Below are 26,294 nucleotides of genomic sequence, written 5' to 3' on the forward strand. Positions count from 1 at the left end.
ATAGCGTCAGTCAGGCGTCCAGAAAGATGCGCGCGGCAGCTTCGAATTCCCGTGGCTTTTCCGCATGCAGCCAATGCCCCGCACCGGGGATCTTTGCGAACCGGGCGCGGGGAAACCGCGCGCGGATCACATCGCGATGATCCGGGGTCACATAGTTCGAGTCGCCCCCTGACAGGAACAACGTCGGGCCGTCCCACGTGGCCTCGGTTTCGGGAAAGGACATGATCCGGGGCATTTCAGCCTCAAGAACGTCCAGATTCAACCGCCAGCGATGTCCCTGGATATCAAGCGACTGGGTGAAAAAGCTTTGCAGGCTCTTGTCCACGCCCAGATCGGCAAGCAGGGCTTCGGCCTCGGACCGGCGGGTCACGACCGACAGATCGACCGCGCGCATCGCCTGAATGAAGGGCAGTTGCGAGTGCGTGTAGGTCACCGGTGCGATATCGGCCACGACAAGGCGATGAACCGCCTTTGGGTGACGCAGCGCCAACATCATCGCAGATTTGCCGCCCATGGAATGGCCCACTACATCCGCCTGGCCGCCGATATGGGCGATCACCTCGGCGAGGTCATCGGCCATGTCCTCATAGCCATGACTGTCGGTCCAGGGGCTGGAACCGTGGTTGCGCATATCCACGGCAAACACTTGCCGCGTGTCAGAAAGTCGCTTGGCAATCACACCCCAGTTGCGCGCCGATCCGTAGAGGCCATGCGCAATCACAAGGGGCGGGGCCTGGGTGGGCGTGCCATGGGTGATCAGGTTCAACATGGGGTTGTCATACCCTGCACCCCGGTCCTGTGCCAGACCCGTTGAGGGGGCGAACAACAAAGGTTAACATCGCGCACAAAGGGGAGTTGGGTGTGAGTACGAGCCAAGATTATTTTGCCAGGGCCGAGGAGCTGGCGGACCTGCTGCGCGACAAGATGGGCGTCAGGGCCAAGTCCTTTCCGGCGGCCTTTCAAAAGGCCAGACGGCGGCTCCCGCGCAAGGTCCAAAAGCAAGGCGATACATTGATCGCGGGTCTTTCCGAAATGAGCCATCCCAAGCTGCGTCAGACAGTTGATACCGCCCGCCTGGATGCGGCCGATGCTGACATCCGCGAATTTCTTCAGTCGATCGATGTGGCGGACCGGCGCAAAGGCTGGTGGCTTGGCGTTCTGGGGGGTGTCGCGTTCAACATTCTCGCCGTGCTTGCCATTGTTTTGGTGTTTCTGGTCTGGCGCGGTTATCTGTGAATTGACGCAGTTTGTTGGCTTGCGACAGGGTCGGGCGCGCGTTAAGCTTTGAACGACGTTCAAAGTGGGGTCCGCATGTCCGAAAAAACCCGAGAAAGAAAGGCCCGCCTGCGCGAAACGCTGATCGATGTGACCGAGGCACAGATCGTCAAAGGCGGGATGCAATCGGTCAAGGCGCGTGATCTGGCGAAACAGGCGGGCTGTGCCCTGGGTGCGATTTACAACGTCTTTGATGATATCAACGCGCTGATCATGGCCGTGAACGGGCGCACCTTTCGCAAGATCGGCGCAGCCGTGTCCGTGGCGGTTGAACGCTCCAGGGACAAGCCGCCCAACGATCAACTGATCGAGATGTCTTATGCCTATCTGGCGTTTGCAGCGGAAAACACGCATCTGTGGCGCGCCTTGTTCGACCTTCAGATGCCTGCCGACGGCCCGGTGCCGGAGTGGTACCTTCAGGAATTGTCCCAGCTCTTTGCCATGATCGCGGCCCCCCTTTCGAAAATCTTTCCCGACTTTTCGGAACGTGAACTGGACCTGATGACACGGGCGTTGTTTTCATCTGTGCACGGGATCGTCCTTTTGGGGTTGGAGAACCGCATCTCGGGCGTGCCGCATGAGAACATCAAAATCATGATCGCCCAGGTTCTACGCCAAATCGGAAACAAGTAAACTTTTTGAACACTGTTCATTTTTAGACTTGAACGGCGTTCACGAATATGTATGTTGCTGTCATGAACGACGTTCACGATAGGAGGCGAACATGTTCGGAACTTTGAAAACGCTGATTGCGGGCGCGAACGCAAGGGCGGAAGAGAATATTCGCGACATCTATTCAATTGAATTGATTGACCAAAAGATTCGCGAAGCCGAAGCTGGGCTGAAGGCCGCCAAGTTTTCGCTGGCCAGCCTTATTCAGCGTGAGCGCGCCGAGAATTGCCAGATCGTGACGCTGAACCACCGGATCATGGATTTGATCGACCGCGCCAAAGAGGCGCTGGAAAACGGGCGCGAAGATCTGGCCGGCGAGGCGGCCCAGGCCATCGCCGACATGGAAAACGAGGTGGAGTTGCGCCAACAGGCGGTCTCAAGGCTGAGCACGCGGGTTCTGCGCCTGCGTCAGTCTGTCGAAACCGCGAACCGGCGCATCATCGATTTGCGCCAGGGGGCCATGGCGGCCCGCGCGGTGCGCAAGGAACAGGCCATTCAAACCCGCCTGAACCGCACCGCCGGCGGCGACAGCCCGATGGACGAGGCCGCGGACCTGATCGCGCGGGTCATGAAACAGGACGACCCGTTCGAGCAAAGCGAAATCCTGCGCGAAATCGACAGTTCTCTGAACCACGAAACGGTTGCCGACCGGATGGCCGCCGAAGGGTTTGGCGCGCATTCGAAATCCACCGCATCGGACGTTTTGAAACGTCTCAAGTCGTAACTGAAATCACTGAACCAGTTTGAAGGAGAAGAAAAATGCACATCGACCAAAATGAAAACAACTTGATCATCATGCTGAATGTCGCGGGCGTTCTGATTGCCTATGGCCTGCTGGCCCTGTCGCTTTACTTGTCGGTGGACGTGCCGCTGGCGACCAAGGGCTATTGGGGCATGGGTATTCTGCTGCTGACCATCAGCCTGATCAACGTTGTGAAATACCGCTTTGACTGGCGCTCGAGCGCCGACCGCCTGCGCAAGATCGAAGAGGCCCGCAACGAAAAACTGCTGGAAGAGGCGTTGAAGGATCAGAATTGATCCTGCTGCGATCTGACATGAAAAACGCCCGGGGTGATCCTGTCACCCCGGGCGCATTTTTCTTCGAAGGTCGGTTTCAGATCACAGGTTGGGGTAAATCGGGAAGCGCGCGCACAGATCGGCGACTTCGGCCTTGACCTTGGCTTCGACCTCGCCATTGCCGTCTTCGCCGTTGGCTGCCAGCCCATCGACCACTTCGATGATCCAGTCGGCGATCTGGCGGAACTCGGCCTCGCCAAACCCGCGGGTGGTGCCGGCGGGTGAACCCAGACGGATACCGCTGGTCACGGTCGGCTTTTCGGGATCAAACGGAACGCCATTCTTGTTGCAGGTGATATGCGCCCGGCCCAGTGCCTTTTCGGTGGCGTTGCCCTTGACGTTCTTGGGGCGCAGGTCGACCAGAACCACATGGGTGTCGGTGCCATGGGTCACAGTGTCGAGCCCACCCTTGATCAGCTGATCGCTCAGCGCCTGGGCATTGGTGATGACCTGCTTGGCATATTCTTTGAACCCGGGGCGCAGCGCCTCTCCAAAGGCAACGGCCTTGGCGGCGATCACATGCATCAGCGGACCGCCCTGAATGCCGGGGAAGATGGCCGAGTTGACCTTTTTCGCGATTGTCTCGTCATTGGTCAGGATCATGCCGCCGCGCGGACCGCGCAGGGTCTTGTGCGTCGTGGTGGTCGCCACATGCGCATGCGGGAAGGGCGAGGGGTGTTCACCCGCCGCAACCAGACCGGCGAAATGCGCCATGTCCACGTGCAGATAGGCGCCAACGCTGTCGGCGATTTCGCGCATCTTGGCAAAATTGATCTGGCGCGGGATGGCCGAACCACCGGCGATGATCAGCTTGGGCTGGTGTTCCTTGGCCAGTGCTGCGACCTGATCGTAGTCCAGCATGTTGTCCTGTTTGCGCACGCCATACTGGATCGCGTTGAACCATTTGCCCGACTGGTTCGGCTTGGCGCCGTGGGTCAGGTGACCGCCCGCGTCCAGCGACATGCCCAGAATGGTGTCGCCCGGTTGCAGAAGCGCCTGGTACACACCCTGGTTTGCCTGCGAGCCCGAGTTCGGCTGAACGTTGGCGAATTCACAATCGAACAGCAGCTTGGCGCGGTCGATCGCAAGGTTCTCAGCCACGTCCACGAACTGGCACCCGCCATAGTACCGGCGGCCCGGATACCCTTCGGCGTATTTGTTCGTCATGACCGAACCCTGCGCCTCCATCACGGCGGCGGAAACGATGTTTTCCGACGCGATCAGTTCGATCTCGTCGCGCTGGCGACCCAGCTCGGAGGTGATCGAGCCAAAGATTTCGGGGTCGCGCGTGGCGAGTGTTTCAGTGAAGAACCCAGTGTCACGATGAGACGCGGTCATGTCATGCTCCGATAGCAGGGAATAAGGCCTTGATAGGCCGGGTTCGTATCGGAAAGCCGGGCGGTGATAAAGCCTGTAAAGCGACGAATGCATCCCGTGATGCGTCAAGGCTGGCGTTGGACGGAAAGGTATGATTGTTTCGGAACCACATGTGCAGTACCGGAAACCTTTGGAATGACCTTGAAAATCGCGTTTTTGGCCAGCGACGCGCCCGTGGCGCAGACTGCGCGCGCCGCGCTGATCGGACGCTATGGTAACTGCGCCGCTGAAGACGCTGACGTGATCGTGGCCCTTGGGGGCGACGGGTTCATGTTGCGAACGCTGCACGCCACACAGGATCTGCCCGCGCCGGTCTATGGGATGAATCGGGGCACCATCGGGTTCCTGATGAACACCTATAGTGAATCCGATCTTCTGGAGCGGCTCGAAGAGGCCGAGGAAGAGGTCATCAACCCGCTCTCCATGCGGGCGATGGACCAATCGGGAAAACTGCACAAGGCGCTGGCCATCAACGAGGTATCGCTGCTGCGCGCCGGTCCACAGGCGGCCAAACTGCGCATCACCGTGGACGGGCGCCTGCGCCTGGCTGAACTGGTCTGTGACGGGGCGTTGGTGGCGACCCCGGCGGGGTCGACCGCCTATAACTATTCCGCCCATGGCCCCATCCTGCCGATCGGTGCGGATGTTCTGGCCCTGACGGCGATTGCCGCGTTTCGTCCGCGTCGCTGGCGCGGGGCGCTGCTGCCCAAGACCGCACAGGTCCGGTTCGACGTGGTCGAACCTGAAAAACGCCCGGTGATGGCCGATGCGGATTCGATTTCGATCGACGATATCGCCTGGGTGGAAATCCAGTCCGAACCAAGTATCCAGCACCGAATCCTGTTCGATCCCGGCCACGGACTGGAAGAGCGTTTGATCTCGGAACAGTTCACCTGAGCCGGCCATTTTCCCACAAAAACTGGAAAATTCGGAGAAATTCGTGATTTCTTTACAGGTACTGTGAAGAAGTTCACTTACACCGCCACGTGCTTATCGCAGGCTTGGGGTGGCTGCATTTTCAGCCCTTCGGTAATTCGTGAGTGGTGCCGATGTGTAGTGAACGATTGGCCAAATTTGCTGTGGGCGCGGGATTCATTACCCGCGTCCACACCTTCTTTTCCCTTACGAAATCTGGCGGTCGCGCCCTTCCCAATAGGGTTTGCGCAATTCCGTTTTCAGGACCTTGTTCGCTCCCGACAGGGGGAAAGGCCCGGTGCGGAATTCGACACTTCGGGGGCATTTGTACCCGGCAATCAGCGTGTGACAATGCGCCTTGATCTCGTCTTCGGTCGCTTCGGCGCCGGGGTGCAGGATTACGATGGCATGCACGGCTTCGCCCCATTCGTCGCTGGGGATGCCGATCACGGCGCTTGTGGCCACGGCAGAGTGCTGGCCGATGGCATTCTCAACCTCGGCAGAATACACGTTTTCGCCGCCTGACACGACCATATCCTTGATCCGGTCCATCAGGAAAATGAACCCTTCCTCGTCCATGTATCCCGCATCGCCAGTATAGACCCAGCCGTCTTTCAGGGTGTCTGCGGTCACATCGGGCTTGTTCCAATAGCCCAGCATCGTGATCGGGCCCTTCACGGTGATATGCCCCACGGTTCCGTGCGGGACCTCTTTGCCCGCCTCATCGACGACCCGGATTTCAACAACCCGCGTTGCCCGCCCGGCCGAGCGCAGCTTGCCGGCCTTGGGCCCTTCCAGCACGTGGTAATCCGTGCCCAGAATCGTGGCAACCGGAGCCAGTTCCGTCTGACCAAAGGCTTGCAGGAATTGCACTTTGGGGAATCTGACAAAGGCGTCTTTCAGAACGGCCTCGGTGATCGGCGAGGCGCCATAGGCGATCATCTCAAGCGATGAAATATCCGTATCGGCCAGTTTCGGGCTGGTCAGCACCATCTGCAACATTACCGGCACCAGCAACAGATGCGAGGGGCGATGGGTTTCGACGGCTGCCAGCGTATCGTCGGGCGTGAACATCGGGATCACCACATGCGTACCCGCCACAAAGCTTACCGCCGTGAACCACAGCATATCGGCAATGTGAAACATCGGCGCGGCATGCAGATAGACGGACCCGTCGCGCAGCTCCAGTTCCTGCGCATTGGAAATGCCGCCCACATAGAAATTCTGGTGCGACAGCATCACCCCTTTGGGAAAGCCGGTCGTGCCGCCGGTATAGAAAATACCGGCCAGATCATCGCCGCCCCGCCCGGCATCCTCGACCGGTTCGGCCGAGTTCAGGATATCCTCATAGTTGACCATGCCCTCGGGCGTGTCGCCATCGCCGCAGAACACCAGCGTCCTGACCACAGGGGCCTGTTCCTGAATGACCTTCGCCGCCTCGGCAAAGGCTTCGTCCACAAGCAGGATCTCGGCCCCTGCATCGTTCAGCGCATAGGCACATTCCGCGGGGGACCAGCGGATATTCATCGGCATCATCGCCCCGCCGCCCCAGACGCTGGCAAAGAAATATTCGATATAGCGGTCGGAATTCAGCGACAGCAGCGCGACCCGATCACCGGGTTTCATGCCCAATTTCTGAAAGGCTCCGGCCAGATGCGCGACGCGGTCCATCAGCTGCAGCCAGTTGTGTTGCCGATCTTTGAAGATCGTTGCGGTGCCGGTTGGGTTGACTTGCGCCGCGCGGCGCAGAATGGCTGTAATCTGCATGGTAAAATGCGTCTCCCTGATATGTGTCTTGCTCCGGTTGGCGGTGCCCGGATGTTATGTCATGCGATCCCACAGCGCCTCGTGCATAAAGCCGACACGCGCCTGAACCGCGGCGCAGGCATCGACGATCAAATCCTCACGCCAGCGGCGTCCGACGATCTGTACGTTGATTGGCTGCGGACCGGCCGGTAGCTGCGCCAGCCGGGCCGGCACGTTGCCCGCAGGCAGGCCGATAAAGTTCATGGAATAGGAATAAAGCGCCGAGCCCAAAGCCTCGCGCACGCCATCGGCGCCTTCGGCATCGCGGTCCGGGCCAAAGAACGGCTGAGGGAGGAACGGGGTGAGGACCAGCGGATAGTCCTGCAGGAACAGCGACCATTCGCGCGCGTAATGGGTGCGCCGGGCCATCATGGCCAACAGGGCATCGCCCTCGAAAGGCGGGAACTGATCGAAATATTCGTCAAAGATCGCGTTGATGGTTTCTGACCCGGCCGCCCGGATATCGGGGCCCATCAGCGCCTGCACCTCGCCCAGCAGGGCGCGATAGCCATCCAGTGCGGTTTCGCGCAGAAGGGGCGGTTCGACCTCGTCCACCTGATACCCGGCATCGGTCAGCGCATCGCGCGCCGCGTCCAGTGCGAGCGACACCTCGGGGTGCATGTCAAATTCAAAGGTGGTCTTGGTAAAGGCCACCTTGATCGACCCCTCGATCGCCTCGCCGCGCCAGGGCAGGGGCACATGGAACGGATCGCGCGGATCGGGCGCGATGGCCGATGGCATCGACAGGTGAAGGTCCTCGGCCGTGCGGGTGATCAGACCCTGCACCGACATCGATTGCGCCAGCATGCCGCGTTCAGCGGTTTGCCCCGGGTTCCATGCCGCGACACGGCCCAGTCCGGGTTTGACGGTGACCGCACCGTTGGCGGCGGCAGGAAAGCGCAGCGATCCGCCGATGTCATTGCCATGGGCCAGGGACCCGATCCCGGCCATCACCGCAGATCCGGCCCCACCCGATGACCCGCCGGGCGAGATATGTTTGCCCCACGGGTTATGGGTGCGCCCGAACAACGGGTTGTCGGTGTCGGCACGAAACGAAAATTCGGGCGTGTTGGTGCGCCCGATCACGATGGCGCCGGCGTTATGCAGGCTGGCCACAATCGGCGCATCATCGGGTGCAATGAAATCCCTGAGCGCGGGAAGGCCATTGCTGGTGGCATGACCTTTCTGATCGACGTTGATCTTTATGGTGACCGGAACGCCGTGCAGCGGTCCGGTTTCAGCGCCCTGGGCGCGGGCCGTGTCCAGCGCGCGGGCGCGGTCCAGCGCCTCGCCGCTCAGATCCTCGACCACGGCATTCAAGCCCGGGTTGACCGCATTCATCCTGTTGATGGCCGATGTGACCGTGTCCTCGGCGGAAACATCGCCCGCGTGGGTCAAGGCGGCTGTTTCAGTGGCGCTGAGGCGCCACAGCGTATCCTGTGTCATGCAAATTCTCCCAAGCGTGACCCTAGGCGGCATGACAGGACATTGCCAAGAAAAATTGGCCGCCCCTCCTGTCCGAGGGGGCGGCCAATTCAAAGCGCGTATCGTGAAGGGCGATCAGGCCCCGGCGTAACCGACAGTTTTCAGCGCATCGCGGATTTCGTCCAGAATGGCCGGATCGTCGATGGTCGCAGGCATTTTGAAGTCCTGATTGTCGGCGATCTTGACCATGGTCGCGCGCAAAATCTTGCCCGACCGGGTCTTGGGCAGGCGATCGACCACCACGGCCAGCTTGAACGCCGCAACGGGCCCGATCTTTTCGCGCACCAGCTTGACGCATTCCGCGGTGATCTCTTCATGCGGACGGTTCACACCCGCGCTCAGGATCAGGAAACCGACGGGCATCTGCCCTTTCAACTGGTCGCTGACTCCGATCACGGCGCATTCGGCCACATCTGGATGGGCGGCCAGAACCTCTTCCATCGCGCCGGTAGACAGGCGGTGCCCAGCGACGTTGATCACGTCATCGGTACGCGCCATGATGTAAAGATACCCGTCCTCGTCGATCATGCCCGCATCGCCGGTTTCGTAATAGCCGGGAAAGGTGGTCAGGTAGGATTTGACGAACCGGTCCTCGGCGTTCCAGAGGTTGGGAAGAGTACCCGGCGGCAACGGCAGCTTGATCGCGATTGCCCCCAGTTCCCTAGTCTGCATCGGGCTGCCGCCCTCGTCGAGGATTTGCACGTCATAGCCCGGCATCGCGACCGAGGGCGAGCCGATCTTGACCGGCAGTTCCTCGATCCCCATCGGGTTGGCGGCAATGGCAAAACCGGTTTCGGTCTGCCACCAGTGGTCGATCACCGGAACGTTCAGGATTTTCTGCGCCCATTCGATGGTGTCCGGGTCGGCCCGCTCTCCGGCAAGGTACAGGGTGTTCAGGCTGGACAGGTCATATTTGCCGACATAGTCGCCTTTGGGATCGTCCCGTTTGACCGCCCGGATCGCGGTCGGGGCCGTGAAAAAGGATTTGACCTTATGATCGGCAATTACGCGCCAGAAGGTGCCCGGATCGGGCGTGCCGACCGGCTTGCCCTCGAACACGATGGTCGTGTTGCCGTGGATCAGCGGCCCATAGCAAATATAGGAATGGCCCACGACCCAACCTACATCGGACGCGGCCCAGAACACATCGCCCGGGTCGACGTTATAGATGTTCTTCATCGTCCAGTTCAGCGCCACAAGGTGACCGCCGGTGGCGCGGATCACGCCCTTGGGCGCGCCGGTGGTGCCGGACGTGTAAAGGATATAGGCCGGGTGTGACCCTTCGACGGGGACGCAATCGGCCGGTTCAACGCCAAACTGCATCGCGTGCCAGTCAAAATCGCGCCCCTCGATCAGCTTGGCAACCTCTTGTTCGCGCTGGAAAATGACCGTGAAGTCGGGTTTGTGCTCAGCGAGGTCAATCGCCCCGTCCAGCAGCGGTTTGTAATGCACGACGCGGCCCGGTTCGATCCCGCAGGAGGCGGCGATGATCGCCTTGGGCTTGCAGTCATCGATGCGCACGGCCAGTTCGTTGGCGGCAAACCCGCCAAACACGACCGAATGGATCGCACCGATCCGGGCACAGGCCAGCATCGCCTCAAGCGCTTCGGGGACCATGGGCATATAGATAATGACGCGGTCGCCTTTTTCGACGCCCTTCGCCTGCAGCGCGCCAGCCAGCGATGCAACGCGGTTCTTGAGTTCGGAATAGGTGATCTTGTGCACCACGCCCGTCACAGGGCTGTCGTGGATGATCGCAACCTGTGCGCCGCGGCCAGCCTCGACGTGGCGATCAACGGCGTTATAGCAGGTGTTCACCATGCCATCATCAAACCAGGTATAAAGCGGGGCCTTGTCCGAATTCAGCGCACGCGACGGTTTGCGGACCCAGTCGATTGCTTCGGCGGCCTGCATCCAAAAGGACTCCGGGTCGTTCTGCCAGCTTGCATAGACGTCCTTGTATGCCATGGTATTCCTCCTCCTGAGCGTTGATCCGGTGTTAAGGAGCCGAACCGCACCGGGCAAGCGGCATGAGAGCAGCAGCGACAGAGTATCGCAAAATCTTTGCAGATTTCGCATAGTTGATCTGCAAAAGTTTGCAAACTTGGCGAAACTGCATGAGTTTCCTGAAAACTATGCGGAGGGTTTGCAAACTCTGCGGGGTGTCCTGCGTGGACAGCACAGCAACTCACCGGGGTGAGTCGCCGCACCGCCAGGAAATTCAGCCGTATTGTGCCACCGGAGTCCCGGCAATCGCGGCCATGTTCAGCAGACCGCGCGCAGTGATTGATGGGGTCACGATATGCGCCTTATTACCCATGCCCATCAGGATCGGCCCAACCTCAAGGCCTCCGGCGCGCATTTTCAGAATGTTGCGCACTCCGCTGGCCGCATCCGCATGAGCAAAAAGCAGCACGTTGGCCGCCCCCTCAAGACGTGAGTTCGGGAAAATTCGGTGGCGCAACTCTGCATCCAGCGCGGCATCGACGTTCATCTCGCCCTCGTAGACAAAATCGCGGGGCATCGCGTCCAGGATCTCCAGCGCGCCGCGCAGCCGTTTGCCCGATCCTTCGGCCTGATTGCCGAATTGCGACTGCGAACACAGCGCCACCTTGGGGTCCAACCCGAACCGGCGCACATGGCGTGCCGCGCCGATGGCGATTTCGGCCAGATTTTCAGGGCTGGGGAGCTGATGCACATGCGTGTCGGCAATGAACAGCGGCCCGTCTTCCAGAATCATCAATGACAAAGCCCCGTGCGGGCGCAGTGTGCTGCTGCCCAGAACCTGCTGGACGTAATTCAGGTGCCAGCGGAATTCACCGAAAGTACCACAGATCATGCTGTCGGCTTCGCCCCGGTGGACCATGATCGCGCCAATCGCGGTGGTGTTAGTGCGCATGATCGCCTTGGCAAGATCGGGCGTAACACCGCACCGTTCCATCAATTCGTGGTAGCTGGTCCAGTAATCATAATATCGCGGGTCGTTTTCCGGGTTCACCAATTGCACGTCACGTCCGGGGCGGATGTGCAGGCCAAACCGCTCACACCGCTGTTCGATCACCTCGGGGCGGCCGATCAGGATAGGGGTTTCGGTGGTTTCCTCCAGAATGGCCTGCGCGGCGCGCAGCACGCGCTCGTCTTCGCCCTCGGTAAAGACGATGTTGCGCGATGCGGCGGCGGCGGCCTCGAAAACGGGGCGCATCAGCAAGGCCGATTTGAAAACGGTCTGGTTCAGGCTTTCCTTATAGGCCTCCAGATCCTCGATCGGGCGGGTCGCCACGCCGGTCTCCATCGCCGCCTTGGCGACCGAGGACGACACGACCCCGACCAGGCGCGGATCGAACGGTTTCGGGATCAGGTAGTCGGCCCCGAATGTCAGCTGCTCACCGGAATAGGCCGCAGCCGCCTCGGCGCTGGTGGTGGCCCGGGCCAGATCGGCAATACCGTCGATGCAGGCCAGTTGCATTTCATCGTTGATTTCCGTGGCCCCCACATCCAGAGCCCCGCGAAAGATGAACGGAAAACACAACACGTTGTTAACCTGATTGGGAAAATCGCTGCGCCCGGTTGCAATGATCGCATCCGGCGCAACCTCGCGCGCGAGGTCGGGCAGGATTTCGGGGGTCGGGTTGGCCAGCGCAAAGATGATCGGGCGTGTGGCCATCTTGCGCACCATGTCCTGGTTCAGAACCTCCGGCCCGCTGAGGCCCAGAAACATGTCGGCCCCGTCGATCACCTCGTCCAGCTTCCGTTTGTCCGAAGCCTGCGCAAAGGCGGCCTTTTGCGGGTTCATGTCCTGCTCACGGCCCTCGTAGACCAGCCCGTGAATGTCACACAGCCAGACGTTTTCCCGTTTGACGCCCATTTTCTGCAGCATGTTCAGACAGGCGATACCCGCCGCGCCGCCGCCCGTGGAAACGATCTTGATTTCCTCGAACGTCTTTCCCGCCACGTGCAATGCGTTTTTCGCCGCAGCCCCGACGACAATCGCAGTCCCATGCTGGTCATCATGGAACACCGGAATGTTCATCCGCTCGCGGCAGATCTTTTCCACGATGAAACAGTCGGGCGCCTTGATATCCTCAAGATTGATCGCGCCAAAGGTGGGGCCAAGGGAACAGACGATATCGGCCAACTTTTCCGGGTCGGATTCATCCACCTCAAGGTCAAAGCAATCGATATTGGCGAATTTCTTGAACAGGACGGCCTTGCCTTCCATCACCGGTTTGGATGCCAGCGCCCCGATATTACCCAGCCCCAGAACCGCAGTGCCGTTGCTGACCACCGCCACCAGGTTGGCCCGCGTCGTATAGCGCGCCGCATTTGCCGGATCGTCCCTGATCTCAAGGCAGGCCTCAGCCACGCCCGGTGAATAGGCGCGCGAAAGATCGCGGCCATTTGCCATCGGCTTGGTGGCCCGAATCTCAAGCTTTCCGGGTTTTGGATACTCGTGATAGAACAGCGCCGCCTGGCGTAGGCTTTGTTTTTCCGACACGATCGAGGCCCCTCCGTAAATTTAGTTTAGCGTTAAACTATTTTTCCAGTCGTTGGAACTGGTGATTTCGACCAAGGTTGCCGCAGCCACTCGCTTGCATAATTTGATTCCGCCGGTCAGTGTTTTTTCGCAAGGAAAAGAGACCGTATGACCGACACCATAGCCGAAATGCGCCTTCCCACGCAGGAATTGCGCGATGACATTCCGTTTTACACCAAAACGCTGGGGATGCGGCTGGATATGATCTATCCCGCGGACAATCCGCAAGTGGCGGTTTTCTCCGGTCATGGCCTGCGCCTGCGCATCGAGAACGGCGCACCGGAATCGCCCGGCACCCTGCGCATTCTGACCGATGATCCCGACGGGTTTGCCGAGGGCGCGCGGGTTCTGACCGCCCCCAATGGCACCCGCATCGAAATCGAAGAGCGTAATCCGCCCCTGATTCTGCCCGAAACGCAGCATTCCTTTGTGGTGCGCCGTTTGGCCGATCAGGCCCCCTGGATCATCGGGCGCGCGGGCATGCAGTACCGCGACCTGATCCCCGACCGTCTGGGCGGGTCAATCATTGCCAGCCATATTCGCATCCCCGATGGCGGGCCTGTGCCGGATATGGTGCATTATCACAAGGTCGGGTTTCAGCTGATCTTCTGTTATCGCGGCTGGGTCGATGTCGTTTACGAGGATCAGGGCGAACCGATGCGCCTGACCGCGGGCGACTGTTTCATTCAGCCCCCTGAAATCCGTCACCGCGTCCTGTTGGCCAGCGACAATGTCGAGGTGATCGAAATCGGCGTTCCGGCTGAACACGTGACCGAGATCGACCATGACATGGAACTGCCCACCCCGCACCTGCGCCCGGACCGGGAATGGCAGGGTCAGAAGTTTGTGTTCAATCAAGCCAAGAATGCCACGTGGGAGCCTTTCCGCCTGCCGGGGTTTCAATGCCGTGACACCACGATTGCCGAAAACACCAAGGGCGTTGCAGGGGTGCAGGTGGTCAAACGCGGCTCTGGCGGGACCAGGTGGGCAAGCCATGACGCCGACATCCTTTTCACCTTCGTGATGGAGGGAACCATAACGTTAGAGGGTGAGGAAAAAGACCCGTTCAAGCTGACCGCGGGGGATGCATTCGTCATCCCGCCGGGCATGAAAACCCGGCTTAGCAATCCCAGCGGTGATATTGAACTGCTTGAGGTTGCTCTGCCGGGATCCTTCAATACCGAAGTGGAGCCATCATGACCCTGAAAAACGCCGCAACCGCCGTGCGCCTGAACGCGCATGCGCCGTATTCCAACTTCAAGGTGGGCGCAGCCATCCGGGGCGCCTCGGGCACGGTTTATGTCGGCTGCAATGTCGAGAATGTCGCCTATCCCGAAGGCACCTGTGCCGAGGCCGGGGCCATCGCCGCCATGATCGCCGCCGGCGAAACCGAACTGACAGAGGTTTACGTGATCGCAGAGTCGCCCGTGCCGGTGTCGCCTTGTGGCGGGTGCCGTCAAAAACTGGCGGAATTCGGCGGCGGCGATGTGCCGGTGACGATGGCCACGACGGATGGCGTGGAACAGACGGCGACCATCGGTGCACTGCTTCCTGCCGCCTTTGACACCGATCACATGAATAAGGGCTGATCACATGGACGCCCGCGCGATCATTGCCAAGCTGCGCCGCCATGAGGTGCCGACCGCCGACGAATTGTCATGGTTTGCCCAGGGCTTGGCCGACAGCACCGTCAGCGATGCCCAGGCCGGTGCCTTTGCCATGGCGGTCTGCATGGGCAGTCTGGGCACCAAGGGGCGCGCCACGCTGACGCTGGCAATGCGCGACAGTGGTGATGTTCTGAAATGGGATCTGGACGGCCCCGTCATCGATAAACATTCTACCGGCGGCGTCGGCGATTGCGTGTCGCTTCTCCTTGCCCCGGCCTTGGCCGAATGCGGCGGTTACGTCCCGATGATCTCGGGCCGCGGGCTGGGCCACACGGGCGGTACGCTGGACAAGCTGGAGTCGATCCCCGGTGTCACCACCAATGTCTCCGAGGATCGTCTGGCTGATCTGGTCGCCAAGATCGGATGTGCCATCGTTGGGGCCACGGCGGAAATCGCCCCGGCGGATAAACGGCTTTATGCAATCCGCGATGTAACGGCGACGGTCGAGAGCCTTGATTTGATCACCGCGTCGATCCTGTCGAAAAAGCTGGCCGCCGCGCCCGATGCGCTGGTTCTGGACGTCAAGGTCGGCAGCGGCGCGTTCATGAAAACAATGGATGAGGCACGCGCGCTGGCCACCGCCCTGACCGAAACCGCCAATGCCGCCGGGTGCAAGACGACCGCCGTGATCAGTGACATGAACCAGCCGCTGGCCCCCGCGCTGGGCAATGCGCTTGAGGTGGCCGAGGTGATGAAGGTGCTGACCGGGCAGGTCGGCGGCCCGTTGCTGCAGCTGTCTGCCGCGCTGGGCGGCGTGTTGCTTGCCGATGCGGGGCTTGCGCAGGATGTTCAGGCCGGGGCGGACAAGATCGCTGCCACCCTGCGCGACGGGCGTGCGGCGGACCGATTCGCCCGGATGATTGCCGCCGTCGGTGGCCCGTTGCGTTTTGTCGAGGACTGGGCCCGCTTCCTGCCCGAGGCCAATGTTATGCGCGAGGTTCCTGCCCATGGTGAGGGGTATGTCACCGCCATTGATGGCGAGGCGCTTGGCCTTGCCGTGGTTGCACTGGGGGGCGGGCGGCAGGTCGAAAGCGATGTGGTCGACCCTTCGGTGGGCCTGTCGGGTATGATCCGTCTGGGTGACCGGGTGGATCGGGGGACGCCGCTGACCGTGATTCACGCCGGGCGTGAGGATGCCGCACACCGGGCCGAGGCCGCCGTGCGCAAGGCGATCACCATCGGCCCCGACGCCCCGGTCGTGCCTGACCTTATCCATGAAAGGGTTGGATGATGGCGCGGGCCTTTCTGATCGTGATGGATTCCGTGGGCATTGGCGGCGCGCCCGATGCAGCAGATTTCTTCAACGGCAAGTTGCCCGATACCGGGGCTAACACCCTGGGCCATATCGCACAGGCCTGTGCCGAAGGGCGCGCGAATGACGGGCGCAGCGGGGCGTTGCACATGCCCAACCTTGATGCCTTAGGTCTTGGCGCTTCGGTTCGTCTGGCTTCGGGCGTGGAAACACCTGGGCTGACCGCCACGCCGACCGGCGCATGGGGTGCTGCCAGTGAAGTCTCACCCGGCAAGGACACCCCGTCGGGCCACTGGGAACTGGCGGGTGTGCCGGTGCCGTGGGACTGGCATTACTTTCCCAACACCAAACCCGCCTTTCCGGCCGATCTGACCGACGCGGTGGCCCGGGCTGCGGGCACCAACGGCATCCTTGGCAATTGCCACGCTTCGGGCACCACCATCATCGCCGATCTCGGGGCCGAGCACATGCGCAGTGGCTGGCCGATCTGCTATACCTCGGCCGACAGCGTGTTCCAGATTGCCGCGCATGAGGAGACATTCGGTCTCGACCGGTTGCTAAACTTGTGTGAAACCATCGCCCCGATGCTGCACGACATGAAGGTCGGCCGCGTCATTGCCCGCCCGTTCCTCGGGGACCCCGAAACCGGGTTTCAGCGCACCCCACATAGGCGCGACTATGCCATCACGCCCCCCGCGCCGGTGCTCACCAACTGGGTACAGGACGCTGGACGGCGCGTTTACGGGATCGGCAAGATTGGCGATATCTTTTCCATGCAAGGCATAGACGAGGTCCGCAAAGGCACCGACGCGCAGTTGATGCAACACCTGTCCGATCTGGTGGACGAGGCCGAGGACGGCAGCCTGACCTTCGCCAATTTCGTCGAATTCGACAGCCTCTATGGCCATCGTCGCGACATCGCGGGATATGCCCGTGCGCTGGAATGGTTCGATGCGCAGATCGGCCCCATCCTGCGCCGCTTGCATGATGGGGACCTGATGCTGTTCACCGCCGACCACGGGAACGACCCCAGTTGGCCGGGCACCGATCACACCCGCGAACGGGTTCCCGTGGTGGCGGCAGGCGTAGGCCAGCGCGACCTGGGACTGGTGCAATTTGCCGATGTCGGCGCCAGCGTCGCGCATTACCTTGGTGTCGCAGGACAGGGGCCCGGGCGCAGCTTTTTCTGAACGATGGCTTGCGCGCGCCGCCGGTCTGACCGACAACATGGCAAACAGAGTTCGAAACCGGAGTCCAGATATGTCCCAGCACCTGACCGTCGTCGATCACCCTCTGGTTCAGCACAAGCTGACCCTGATGCGGGACAAGAATACGCCAACAGCGGTCTTCCGTCAGTTGCTGCGCGAAATCACCCAGCTTCTGGCCTATGAAATCACCCGCGAAATGCCGATGACCCATAAACCCGTCGAAACCCCGATGGAGGAAATGGAGGCCCCGACGCTGGCCGGAAAGAAACTGGCGCTGGTGTCGATCCTGCGCGCTGGCAACGGGATGCTGGATGGTGCGCTTGAACTGATCCCGTCCGCGCGGGTCGGCTTTGTCGGGCTGTACCGCGATGAAAAGACGCTCAAACCCGTGCAATATTACTTCAAGGTGCCCGAGGGGCTTGAGGATCGTCTGGTCATCACGGTCGATCCGATGCTGGCAACGGGCAATTCCTCGGTCGCGGCCATTGATCTGCTGAAAAAGGCCGGGGCCACCGACATTCGGTTCATGTGCCTTCTGGCCGCCCCCGAAGGTGTTGCCCGCATGCGCGAGGCACACCCGGACGTTCCCATTTTCACCGCCGCTGTGGACCGCGAGTTGAACGAAAAGGGGTATATCATGCCGGGTCTGGGCGACGCGGGCGACCGGATGTTCGGCACCAAGTAAGGTTCGGGTCCGCTTCGTGCAGCCCCGGACGCGGTTCTACCCGCCGCAAATATTCTGCAACAGTACCCAATCGCGGTCGCGCATGACAGGGTTCTGGGGTTTTCCGGCCATCGGGTCGGCCTCGATCAGGCCCAGAACGCTTTCGCCGGTGATGTCGCGCGCATAGGCGTAAGGGGTCGATGGCACCTGCACGCGGGCAAATTCCTCAAGCAAGAGGCGATCCGGCACGGCGGGCCGGTCGGCCAGCATGACCCGCTCGGCGTAGTGGTCCAGACTGGCCTGGTTGACCTCTCCGGTCGTCAGCAGGCGGAACGAGGCCGTTGGTCCGGCTTCGGCCAGCAATTCCTGCAACGGGTTCATCCGGGCGGCCCGCGCGCGTTCGGCTAGGATGTATCCGGCGGCCACGGCCGGGTCTTCGTGGTCTTCGATCAGCGCCTTGTTCAGCAACACGATCCCGCCGGGCAACAACAGGCTGTCGCGCACGCCGCCTTGCAGAACGACGAGCTTGCGCACCCCGGTCCGTTTGGCCAGCCGGTTCAGAACCGGTGTGGTATCCGCCGTGCGGCAGGCCCGACCGGAAACCCGTTCAACCCGGCCCAGCAACGCCTCGCCAATCGCCTCGCGCTTGATCTCGGGCACGACAGACAGCGTGTGGCGCAGCATCGCATCGGGCAGCCAGAACACCAGCAGCGCGGCCAGTGCGACCAGCGTCAGCACCACGCCGGCCAGACGCAGCCGCCCCGGGCGGGGGCGGGAACGCTCGATCGCCTGGCGTAACCGCTCGATCGCATCGACCATCATCGTTTCGCTTTCGGCCAGTTCCAGCGTTTCACCGGGGTCGCCATCAGGACCATAGATGGCGGGCCATTCGCCCGGATTGTGCCGGTCCAGCGCGGCCAGCGACCAATGGGTCAGCGCCTGATTGTTGAAATTCGAAATGGTCAGCGTGGCATCGCCAATGGAAACAACGACTTCGCGGCGCTGCTCCTCGGGCGTAGCGCGCCACAGGCCAGTGGCCTCAAGCCGTTCGAATTCCTTTAACGCCGTCATGATTACTGGGCCTGCCGTGCCTCGGTTTTAACCGGTCTTAGCATGGGGGCGGGCCATGCGGCAAACGTCATGACACAAGGTGAGGCGGTTAAATTTCGCGGGCGATCCTTCGCAGCTCGAATTTCTGGATCTTGCCGGTCGATGTCTTGGGCAATTCCTGAAACACCACATGCTTGGGTGTCTTGAATCCGGCCAGCGTCTTGCGTGAAAAGGCGATCAGATCGGCCGCATCGCCGGTGACACCGGGTTTCAATTCGACAAAGGCGCAGGGCACCTCGCCCCATTTCTCGTCCGGTTTGGCCACTACGGCGGCCAGCAGAACGTCCGGGTGCCCCATCAATACGCCTTCAACCTCGACCGAGCTGATGTTTTCCCCGCCCGAAATGATGATGTCCTTGGCGCGATCCGCGATCTGGATATAGCTGTCCGGGTGCTGAACGGCGATATCGCCGGAATGGAAATAGCCGCCCTTGAACGCCTCGGCGGTGGCCTCGGGGTTCTTGAAATACCCTTTCATCACACCGTTGCCGCGCATGATGATTTCCCCTTGGGTTTTTGAATCGCGCGGGATGTGCGTCATGGTTTCATCCATGACGGTGATCTCTTCGTAAATCGGCATCGGCACGCCCTGACGCGCCTTGATCGCGGCGCGTGCGTCCCCTTGCAGGTGATCCCATTTCTCACCCCAAGTGCATTCGGTCGCCGGGCCATAGGTTTCGGTCAGCCCGTAGACCTGCGTGACGTTGAACCCCATCGGCTCGATCTTGGCGAGTGTTGCTGGCGCCGGGGGCGCACCGGCGGTGAACACCTCGACCGTGTGATCAAAGCTGCGCCTTTCGCTTTCGGGCGCGTTGACCAGCATGTTCAGCACAATGGGCGCACCGCCGAAATGGGTCGCGCCTTCATCCGCGATGGCCGAGAAGATCGCTGGCGCGGTGATGTCGCGGCAACAGATGATCCGCCCGCCCACCATTGGCATCATCCAGGAGTGGCACCACCCGTTACAGTGAAACAGCGGTACGATGGTCAGATATTTTGGCCGTAGAACCATACGCCAACTCAGGATCTGGCCCATCGCGTTCAGATAGGCGCCGCGATGGTGGTAAACCACGCCCTTGGGCCGCCCGGTGGTGCCGGATGTGTAATTCAGCGCGATGCTTTCCCATTCGTCCTGTGGCATGATCCAATCGAACCCCGGATCGCCCTGCGCCAGCACCTGTTCGTAGGTCGGGTGCCGCCCGCTGGCCGGGAACCCGGCCTGATCGTCGGGCACCTCGATCAGAACGGGTTTTTCACCCTCCTGTCGGGCAATCGCTTCTTCCGCCAATTCCAGGAACTGGCTGTCGGCCAGAACAACGCGCGCCTCGCCGTGGCCAAGGATAAAGGTGACCGTATCCACATCCAGACGGGTGTTGATCGTGTTCAGAACCGCGCCACAGGCGGGCACGCCGAAATGCGCCTCGGCATGGGACGGCAGGTTGGGGATGAGGGTCGCCACCACCTCACCGGGTTTTACGCCCATGCCCGCAAGGGCCGAGGCCAGGCGCGTGCACCGCTCAACATACTCGGCATAGGTTTTGCGATGCGTGCCGTAGACCACGGCCAGTTCGTCTGAATATATCTCCGCCGCCCGGCGCAGGGTCGAAAGAGGCGTCAGCGGCACATAATTCGCCGCGTTCTTTTTCAGACCTGTTTCATCCGCCATCCAACCCATTGACTTCCTCCCCGTCATCAAGCGCCGTGTTTTGGTAGGCTGGGATACTGCGCCGCGCGGGCAGCAATGAAAAGTGCCCGGCGCAAAAATTTTGTCGCCGTACGCGGGGCGATCCGCGTTGCCCGGCCCGCGAAATCCACTAGGGTCAAACCCCATGATTATCAGCACCGGCCGATCCTTTGTTTTCGTACATATCCCCAAGACAGGGGGCACCTCGCTCGCCCTCGCGCTTGAGGGGCGGGCGATGCGCGATGACATCATGCTGGGGGATACGCCCAAGGCGCTGAAACGCCGCCGCCGGGTCAAGGATTCACAAACACATGGGCGGTTGTGGAAGCATGCGACACTGGCCGATATCGACGGTCTGCTGCCCCCCGGTCAGCTTAAGACGCTGTTCGCCTTCACCCTCGTGCGCAACCCGTGGGACCGTGCGGTCAGCTATTACCACTGGCTGCGCGAACAGGGTTTTGAGCACCCCGCCGTGACGCTTGCCCGCGATCTTGAGTTCGAGGCGTTCGTCACCCATCCCCAAACCATGGCGTCGTTCAGATCCAATCCGGCGTCCAGCTACATGCGCCGCGCGGATGGGCAGGAACAGTGCAACGCCTATATCCGTATCGAACACTTTGCCACGGACGCGAAACCGCTGCTCGATCATCTTGGGTTTGACCTGACCCTGACGCGGCAAAATGCATCCGACAGACGGGCGGACTATCGCAGTTATTATTCTGTTGAGTCCGCACAGGCCATCGCCGACAGCTGCGCCGAAGATATCGCGCGGTTCGGGTACAGTTTCGAACCGGCCGGCTAACCAAGGGGTCGCTTCGCGCCCCGGGGTGTAGCGGCAGCACGGGTCCGGCCGGGATGTACCGCTTGGCAAGCACCAGAAAAATTCTGCTTTATTAGGTGCCGGGCGCTCCGATAATCCGCAGCTAGATACAGGTCTTTGTTTCGGAAGGGGAAACGCTGTGTTTCAGTTCAGGAAAGCTCCAACTGTGGCAAAGATTTGTTTACTTTTTGTTCGAATTTGGGCAGACTTCTTGTGTTTTACTTTTACTTTTTGTGGAGAAAACCTATGAAACGTTTGTTTTTTTCTACGGCACTTGCATATGCGCTGACTTTGGGCAGCGCCGGTGCCGCGATTATCGATTTTGAAGAGTACGCCCAACCGTCTGGGGCCACCCCGTCCACCCAAGGCGATATCACATCGCAAGGGTTCTTGTTCGATTCATCGACAAATCACACCCACTTCGCAAACAACTATGGGGGCGGAGACAGCGGATCGACCTTTTTCGGGAGTGACGATTTCGCCGGCGCTTCATCGCTGAAGATGTCGTTGTCTGGCGGCGGTTCCTTCGACCTGATGAAGCTCGACCTCGGCAACTGGTTTGAAAAGTCGACGTCGCTGGAGATTGTCGGCAATCTGACCGGCGGGGGCACGACCAGCACAACGATCGCGCTGGGCTCCTTTACAACCTACGATCTCAACTGGTTCAACCTCGACAGTGTTGTGTTCAACTCTCTCGCGGGAGACGGCGATCAGTACTATGGCATGGACAACATTTATGCGAGTGCGGTCCCAATTCCTGCCGTGATCGTTCTGCTTGGCAGTGGCCTGGGTCTCCTTGGCTTTGTCGGCCGGCGCAGAAAAACCCCGACGGCCGCTTGACCGTCGTTAAAATCAGTGAATGCAGTCACGGCTTGGTCCTGGGCTGCATTCACATTGGTCTGCCCTGCGATGGGCAAGACAGTGCTTGTCGGCCGCTGTGACGGCTGGACAAGCGAAATGCAGGAACCGGAGCCTGCGCGCAAATATCAGCCCAAACCGTCAATCTAGGCTAGGCGTTTTCCCGACTGCGCCCTAAGATCGGCCGCACCGGGCAAACCGGCACGAAAATTTCCGGAAGTGACCTTATGACTAAGCTTTTTGTATCGCACTTGTTTGTGGTGGCGATTTTGATGACCGGCGGATGTGCTGAAAAACCGACTGTTGATCAAAGCAATATCGACAAGCTGGCGATAGAAATACAAAGTCTTGGGCCCGGCGTGGATCCGGCCGAGGCAAAACGGGCCGCCCACATTGCCTATTCCTATTCGCTCCAGCTTGCGCAGGAGTACCAGATCACCGACGCGCCGATCGTGCACAATGCCAAGGTCATCAACGGATATCGTGAGCGTGGACTGTGCAATCACTGGGCCGAAGATATCAACAAACGCCTGAAGCAGGAACAATTCCGCACCCTGAAGATGCACTGGGCCACGGCCCTTCCGACCACGTTCCGGATTATCCACCATTCGGCCGTTGTCACCAGGCGCGGGGACACGATCGACAATGGTATCGTGCTTGATCCCTGGCGTTACGGGGGCGTTCTGTTCTGGTCGCGCACCCGGGCCGACAAGCGATACAACTGGCGGCCCCGCATGGAAGTCCGGGAAGAATTGCTGCAAAAGCGCGAGGCTCGGAACGCGAGCTGATGCAAGTGTTCGACACGTCGGGGCACCGGAACCGTTCGCGGTAAATACAACCTTGGCGCCCCCCAAGACCTGGACAATCAGCCCCCTTGGTGCGGTCATGCTGAATGTCCACGGCATTTCCGCTTTGCGACGCTGCGCTTGGAAGAAACGAGGCAAACGACCGAACGGAGGTTCAAAGATCAAACGCAAGATGCTGCGCGATCCATCAATGTCTGAACTGAGCCCTTACCTGACCGATAATACTGCACCAGCGACCAAAGTCTGCTTTGGGGAACGCATTGGCTGCCGAAGGAGATCGGGTGTTTCTAGCGTCGCCGCTTATTGCATTACGAGATGTTAGCAAGCAGTCTCTCATTTGGAGGGTACGAGATGATTGATCACATCACTTTTGGCGTTACCGATTTTGATCGATCTACGGCTTTCTACGATCAGGCCTTTGCCCCTCTGGGTGTCCAGCGCTTGTTTGATGTTCCCAAAGAGCACTCTGATGGAGTTAAGGTGACCGGTTACGGTGATGATCGTCCTTGGTTCTGGCTGGCGGAAGAAAACGCCACCACTGGATTAATGCACATTGCTTTGCAGGCAAAAAGCAAAGCAGACGTGGATGCATTTCATGCTGCAGCTATCCGTGCAGGCGGAACGGACAATGGTTCGCCGGGTTTTCGCCTACATTATAACCCAGATTATTACGCTGCCTTCGTTCTTGATCCAGACGGACACAACATTGAAGCGGTTTGCCACACTCCAAAACCATGAAAGTCGCAAGCGTGTATCGAACTGGGGAAATGCTGACATTCAGGCTAGCTCCAGCGAACAATGAAACTTGAAAAAAAGGGCGCCCGAAGGCGCCCTTTTCCAAGTCATCTTTCAGAACAGGCTCAGGCGGCCTTTGCCTCGGGGGCGAAACGCTCATAGAAGGTCTCGCCCTTTTCGGCCATGTCGCGCAACAGGGCGGGGCAGGTGAACCGCTCGCCATACTTGGCGGTCAACTCATCACACCGCTGGGCGGCGTATTCGGCGCCGATGATGTCGAGCCAGCTGAACGGGCCACCGGACCAGGGGGCAAAGCCCCAGGCCAGAACTGCACCGACATCGCCTTCGCGGATGTCTTCCAGCACGCCTTCTTCCAGCGCGCGGACCGCTTCGAGCACCTGCGCGAACATCAGGCGTTCCTGCACCTCGATCACGTCTGGCTGGTCCTCGGCCAGTGGGTATTTATCGTGAATGCCCTGCCAGTAACCGGTGCGCTTGCCTTTGTCGTCATAGTCGAAATAGCCGGCCTTGGCCTTGCGGCCCAGACGCCCCTGTTCCTCCATCCAGAACACAAGGTTGTCCGCCTCGGAGGCGGGGTATTCGTTGCCCATCGCCTCTTTGGTGGCGCGGGTGATCTTGGCGGCCAAGTCGATGCTGGTTTCATCGCCCAGCTGGATCGGTCCGACAGGGAAGCCCAGCTGACGGGCGGCATTGTCGATCAGAACCGGTGCGACTCCTTCGGTGACCATGCGGGTCGCCTCGTTGCCATAAGGGATGATGCAGCGGTTGCAGTAGAAGAACCGCGCATCGTTGACCACGATCGGCGTCTTGCGGATTTGGCGGACGTAATCCAGTGCCTTGGCCACCGCGCGCGGGCTGGTTTCCTTGCCCTTGATGATCTCGACCAGCAGCATTTTCTCAACCGGTGAGAAGAAATGGATGCCGATGAACTGCTCAGGACGCTTGGACGCCTTGGCCAGCCCGGTGATCGGCAGGGTCGAGGTGTTGGAGGCAAAGATGCAATCCTCGGGGATCACTGCTTCGACCTTCTGGGTGATCTCGGCCTTGACCTTGGGGTCCTCGAACACGGCCTCGATGATCAGATCGCAGCCCTTGAGATGCTCCAGATCGGGGGTTGCGGTGATCAGGCCCAGCATCGCCTCTTTCTTTTCGGCCGTCACTTTCTTTCGTGAAATGCCCTTGTCGAGATAGGCCTCGGTATAGGCTTTGCCGCGGTCCGCACTTTCCTGGTCGCGGTCGATCAGGACCACTTCCATCCCCGCCTGGGCCGATACCAGCGCGATACCCGCACCCATCATGCCTGCGCCCAGAACGCCCAGTTTCTTGACCCGCTGATCTGGAATGCCCTTGGGGCGCACGGCACCCTTTTCCAGCGCTTCCTTGTTCAGGAAGAGCGAGCGGATCATCGCACCCGAACTGGGGTTCATCAGAACGTTGGTAAACCACCGTGCCTCGATCTTGAGAGCGGTATCAAACGGCACCAGCGCGCCTTCGTAAACTGCGCTCAGCAATGCCTTGGCGGCCGGGAAGGCGCCTTGCGTCTTGCCGTGCACCATCGCGTTGGCCCCGACAAAGGTCATGAAGCCTGCAGGGTGATAGGGCGTGCCGCCGGGCATCTTGTATCCCTTGGCATCCCAAGGCTTGACGATGTCGGCATCCTTGGCATTCAGCACCCAGTCGCGCGCGGCGGCAACCGGATCATCGGCCACCTCGTCGATCAGACCGGCGGCCTTGGCTTTCTTGGGGTCCACCATCTTGCCCTCCAGCAGGAAGGGCGAGGCACCCATGGCGCCCAGCTTACGCACGAGGCGCGTAGTGCCACCCGCGCCGGGGAAGATGCCGACCATGATTTCGGGCAGGCCGATGCGCGCCTTGGGGGTGTCGGCCACGAAAGTGCGATGAGTTGCCAGCGGCAGTTCCAGACCGATGCCCGCGGCGGTGCCGGGCAGGGCGGCTGCAATCGGTTTGCCGCCCTTGTTGGTCTTGGCGTCCATGCCTGCGCGCTCGATCTTGCGCAGCAGCCCGTGCATCTGCATCGTGCCTTCGAACAGGCCGCGTGCCGGATCGTCGCCTGCGTCCTCTTTCATCTTGGCCAGCAGGTTTAAATCCATGCCCCCGGCAAAGGAACCTTCCTTGCCCGATGTGATGACGATGCCTTTGACGGCCTCGTCGGCCAGCGCATCGTCGATGCAGGCATCAAGTTCGCTCAGCCCTTCGATGGACATCACGTTCATGGTCTTGCCCGGGCAGTCCCAGGTGATGGTTGCAACGCCCTCGGCGTCTTTGGTCATTGTAAAGTCGGTCATGTCTTACGTCTCCCTTCGGAGT

23 protein-coding genes are annotated in these 26,294 nt (G+C 60.6%); 14 read left to right on the forward strand and 9 right to left on the reverse strand.

The window, feature by feature from the left end; translation table 11 throughout:
* Positions 1 to 10: 10 nt before the first annotated feature.
* The gene (locus ACXYMO_RS17670) at positions 11 to 769 is read right to left on the reverse strand and encodes an alpha/beta fold hydrolase (RefSeq protein WP_458880062.1); all 759 of its coding nucleotides are present in this window, start codon (positions 767 to 769) and stop codon (positions 11 to 13) included.
* A gap of 92 nt (positions 770 to 861) precedes the next feature.
* On the opposite strand from ACXYMO_RS17670, the gene ACXYMO_RS17675 reads away from it, so the two are divergent.
* The 4 genes from ACXYMO_RS17675 (at position 862) to ACXYMO_RS17690 (ending at position 2,985) form a co-directional block, all read left to right on the forward strand.
* On the forward strand, positions 862 to 1,236 hold the full coding sequence (locus ACXYMO_RS17675) for a hypothetical protein (RefSeq protein ID WP_458880063.1): 375 nt from the start codon (positions 862 to 864) through the stop codon (positions 1,234 to 1,236).
* 75 nt (positions 1,237 to 1,311) lie between these two features.
* Complete coding sequence (locus ACXYMO_RS17680; RefSeq protein ID WP_458880064.1) at positions 1,312 to 1,908, forward strand: TetR/AcrR family transcriptional regulator; 597 nt, start codon at positions 1,312 to 1,314, stop codon at positions 1,906 to 1,908.
* 91 nt (positions 1,909 to 1,999) lie between these two features.
* The gene (locus ACXYMO_RS17685; protein WP_458880065.1) at positions 2,000 to 2,671 is read left to right on the forward strand and encodes a PspA/IM30 family protein; all 672 of its coding nucleotides are present in this window, start codon (positions 2,000 to 2,002) and stop codon (positions 2,669 to 2,671) included.
* Positions 2,672 to 2,706: 35 nt separating this feature from the next.
* Positions 2,707 to 2,985 carry a hypothetical protein gene (locus tag ACXYMO_RS17690; RefSeq protein WP_458880066.1) on the forward strand — a complete coding sequence of 93 codons (279 nt, stop codon included), beginning with the start codon at positions 2,707 to 2,709 and terminating at the stop codon, positions 2,983 to 2,985.
* A gap of 81 nt (positions 2,986 to 3,066) precedes the next feature.
* Here the strand turns inward: ACXYMO_RS17690 and glyA are convergent, their stop codons facing one another.
* A complete protein-coding gene (gene glyA, locus ACXYMO_RS17695) occupies positions 3,067 to 4,362 on the reverse strand; it encodes a serine hydroxymethyltransferase (protein WP_458880067.1) in 1,296 nt (431 codons plus the stop codon).
* Between the two features lie 87 nt (positions 4,363 to 4,449).
* Here glyA and ACXYMO_RS17700 point away from each other — a divergent pair, with 87 nt between their 5' ends.
* The gene (locus ACXYMO_RS17700; RefSeq protein WP_458880068.1) at positions 4,450 to 5,298 is read left to right on the forward strand and encodes an NAD kinase; all 849 of its coding nucleotides are present in this window, start codon (positions 4,450 to 4,452) and stop codon (positions 5,296 to 5,298) included.
* Positions 5,299 to 5,523: 225 nt separating this feature from the next.
* Here the strand turns inward: ACXYMO_RS17700 and ACXYMO_RS17705 are convergent, their stop codons facing one another.
* From ACXYMO_RS17705 to ACXYMO_RS17720, 4 genes are all read right to left on the reverse strand, one after another.
* Positions 5,524 to 7,083: a long-chain-fatty-acid--CoA ligase gene (locus tag ACXYMO_RS17705; RefSeq protein WP_458880069.1), complete on the reverse strand. Its 1,560-nt coding sequence runs from the start codon at positions 7,081 to 7,083 to the stop codon at positions 5,524 to 5,526.
* A gap of 54 nt (positions 7,084 to 7,137) precedes the next feature.
* Positions 7,138 to 8,568, reverse strand: coding sequence for an amidase family protein (locus ACXYMO_RS17710; protein ID WP_458880070.1), 1,431 nt, complete (start codon positions 8,566 to 8,568; stop codon positions 7,138 to 7,140).
* 114 nt (positions 8,569 to 8,682) lie between these two features.
* Complete coding sequence (prpE, locus tag ACXYMO_RS17715) at positions 8,683 to 10,575, reverse strand: propionate-CoA ligase PrpE (protein ID WP_458880071.1); 1,893 nt, start codon at positions 10,573 to 10,575, stop codon at positions 8,683 to 8,685.
* Positions 10,576 to 10,828: 253 nt separating this feature from the next.
* Positions 10,829 to 13,102 (reverse strand): NADP-dependent malic enzyme, encoded by a 2,274-nt coding sequence (locus ACXYMO_RS17720; protein ID WP_458880072.1) that lies wholly within the window; start codon positions 13,100 to 13,102, stop codon positions 10,829 to 10,831.
* Positions 13,103 to 13,249: 147 nt separating this feature from the next.
* Here ACXYMO_RS17720 and ACXYMO_RS17725 point away from each other — a divergent pair, with 147 nt between their 5' ends.
* From ACXYMO_RS17725 to upp, 5 genes are all read left to right on the forward strand, one after another.
* On the forward strand, positions 13,250 to 14,341 hold the full coding sequence (locus ACXYMO_RS17725) for a cupin domain-containing protein (protein WP_458880073.1): 1,092 nt from the start codon (positions 13,250 to 13,252) through the stop codon (positions 14,339 to 14,341).
* Complete coding sequence (locus tag ACXYMO_RS17730) at positions 14,338 to 14,730, forward strand: cytidine deaminase (protein WP_458880074.1); 393 nt, start codon at positions 14,338 to 14,340, stop codon at positions 14,728 to 14,730. Before ACXYMO_RS17725 ends, ACXYMO_RS17730 begins: the two co-directional genes overlap by 4 nt.
* A 4-nt stretch (positions 14,731 to 14,734) precedes the next feature.
* Positions 14,735 to 16,039 carry a thymidine phosphorylase gene (locus ACXYMO_RS17735; RefSeq protein ID WP_458880075.1) on the forward strand — a complete coding sequence of 435 codons (1,305 nt, stop codon included), beginning with the start codon at positions 14,735 to 14,737 and terminating at the stop codon, positions 16,037 to 16,039.
* The gene (locus ACXYMO_RS17740) at positions 16,039 to 17,250 is read left to right on the forward strand and encodes a phosphopentomutase (protein ID WP_458880076.1); all 1,212 of its coding nucleotides are present in this window, start codon (positions 16,039 to 16,041) and stop codon (positions 17,248 to 17,250) included. The genes ACXYMO_RS17735 and ACXYMO_RS17740 overlap by 1 nt, the downstream gene beginning before the upstream one ends.
* 70 nt (positions 17,251 to 17,320) lie before the next feature.
* Positions 17,321 to 17,953 (forward strand): uracil phosphoribosyltransferase, encoded by a 633-nt coding sequence (gene upp, locus ACXYMO_RS17745; protein WP_458880077.1) that lies wholly within the window; start codon positions 17,321 to 17,323, stop codon positions 17,951 to 17,953.
* A 36-nt stretch (positions 17,954 to 17,989) separates the two neighbouring features.
* Here the strand turns inward: upp and ACXYMO_RS17750 are convergent, their stop codons facing one another.
* Positions 17,990 to 19,003: a hypothetical protein gene (locus ACXYMO_RS17750; protein ID WP_458880078.1), complete on the reverse strand. Its 1,014-nt coding sequence runs from the start codon at positions 19,001 to 19,003 to the stop codon at positions 17,990 to 17,992.
* 88 nt (positions 19,004 to 19,091) lie between these two features.
* Positions 19,092 to 20,717 carry an AMP-binding protein gene (locus tag ACXYMO_RS17755; RefSeq protein ID WP_458880079.1) on the reverse strand — a complete coding sequence of 542 codons (1,626 nt, stop codon included), beginning with the start codon at positions 20,715 to 20,717 and terminating at the stop codon, positions 19,092 to 19,094.
* A gap of 154 nt (positions 20,718 to 20,871) precedes the next feature.
* Here ACXYMO_RS17755 and ACXYMO_RS17760 point away from each other — a divergent pair, with 154 nt between their 5' ends.
* The 4 genes from ACXYMO_RS17760 (at position 20,872) to ACXYMO_RS17775 (ending at position 23,948) form a co-directional block, all read left to right on the forward strand.
* Positions 20,872 to 21,528 (forward strand): sulfotransferase family 2 domain-containing protein, encoded by a 657-nt coding sequence (locus tag ACXYMO_RS17760; protein WP_458880080.1) that lies wholly within the window; start codon positions 20,872 to 20,874, stop codon positions 21,526 to 21,528.
* A gap of 264 nt (positions 21,529 to 21,792) precedes the next feature.
* On the forward strand, positions 21,793 to 22,386 hold the full coding sequence (locus tag ACXYMO_RS17765) for a hypothetical protein (RefSeq protein ID WP_458880081.1): 594 nt from the start codon (positions 21,793 to 21,795) through the stop codon (positions 22,384 to 22,386).
* Positions 22,387 to 22,631: 245 nt separating this feature from the next.
* Positions 22,632 to 23,192, forward strand: a complete 561-nt coding sequence (locus ACXYMO_RS17770; protein WP_458880082.1) for a hypothetical protein — start codon at positions 22,632 to 22,634, stop codon at positions 23,190 to 23,192.
* 369 nt (positions 23,193 to 23,561) lie between these two features.
* Complete coding sequence (locus tag ACXYMO_RS17775) at positions 23,562 to 23,948, forward strand: VOC family protein (RefSeq protein WP_458880083.1); 387 nt, start codon at positions 23,562 to 23,564, stop codon at positions 23,946 to 23,948.
* A 122-nt stretch (positions 23,949 to 24,070) separates the two neighbouring features.
* Here ACXYMO_RS17775 and ACXYMO_RS17780 read toward each other — a convergent pair whose 3' ends face one another.
* Entirely contained in the window at positions 24,071 to 26,272 is a 2,202-nt protein-coding gene (locus tag ACXYMO_RS17780) for a 3-hydroxyacyl-CoA dehydrogenase NAD-binding domain-containing protein (protein WP_458880084.1), read from the reverse strand.
* Positions 26,273 to 26,294 lie beyond the last annotated feature (22 nt).

The organism is Arenibacterium sp. CAU 1754, from assembly GCF_054482635.1.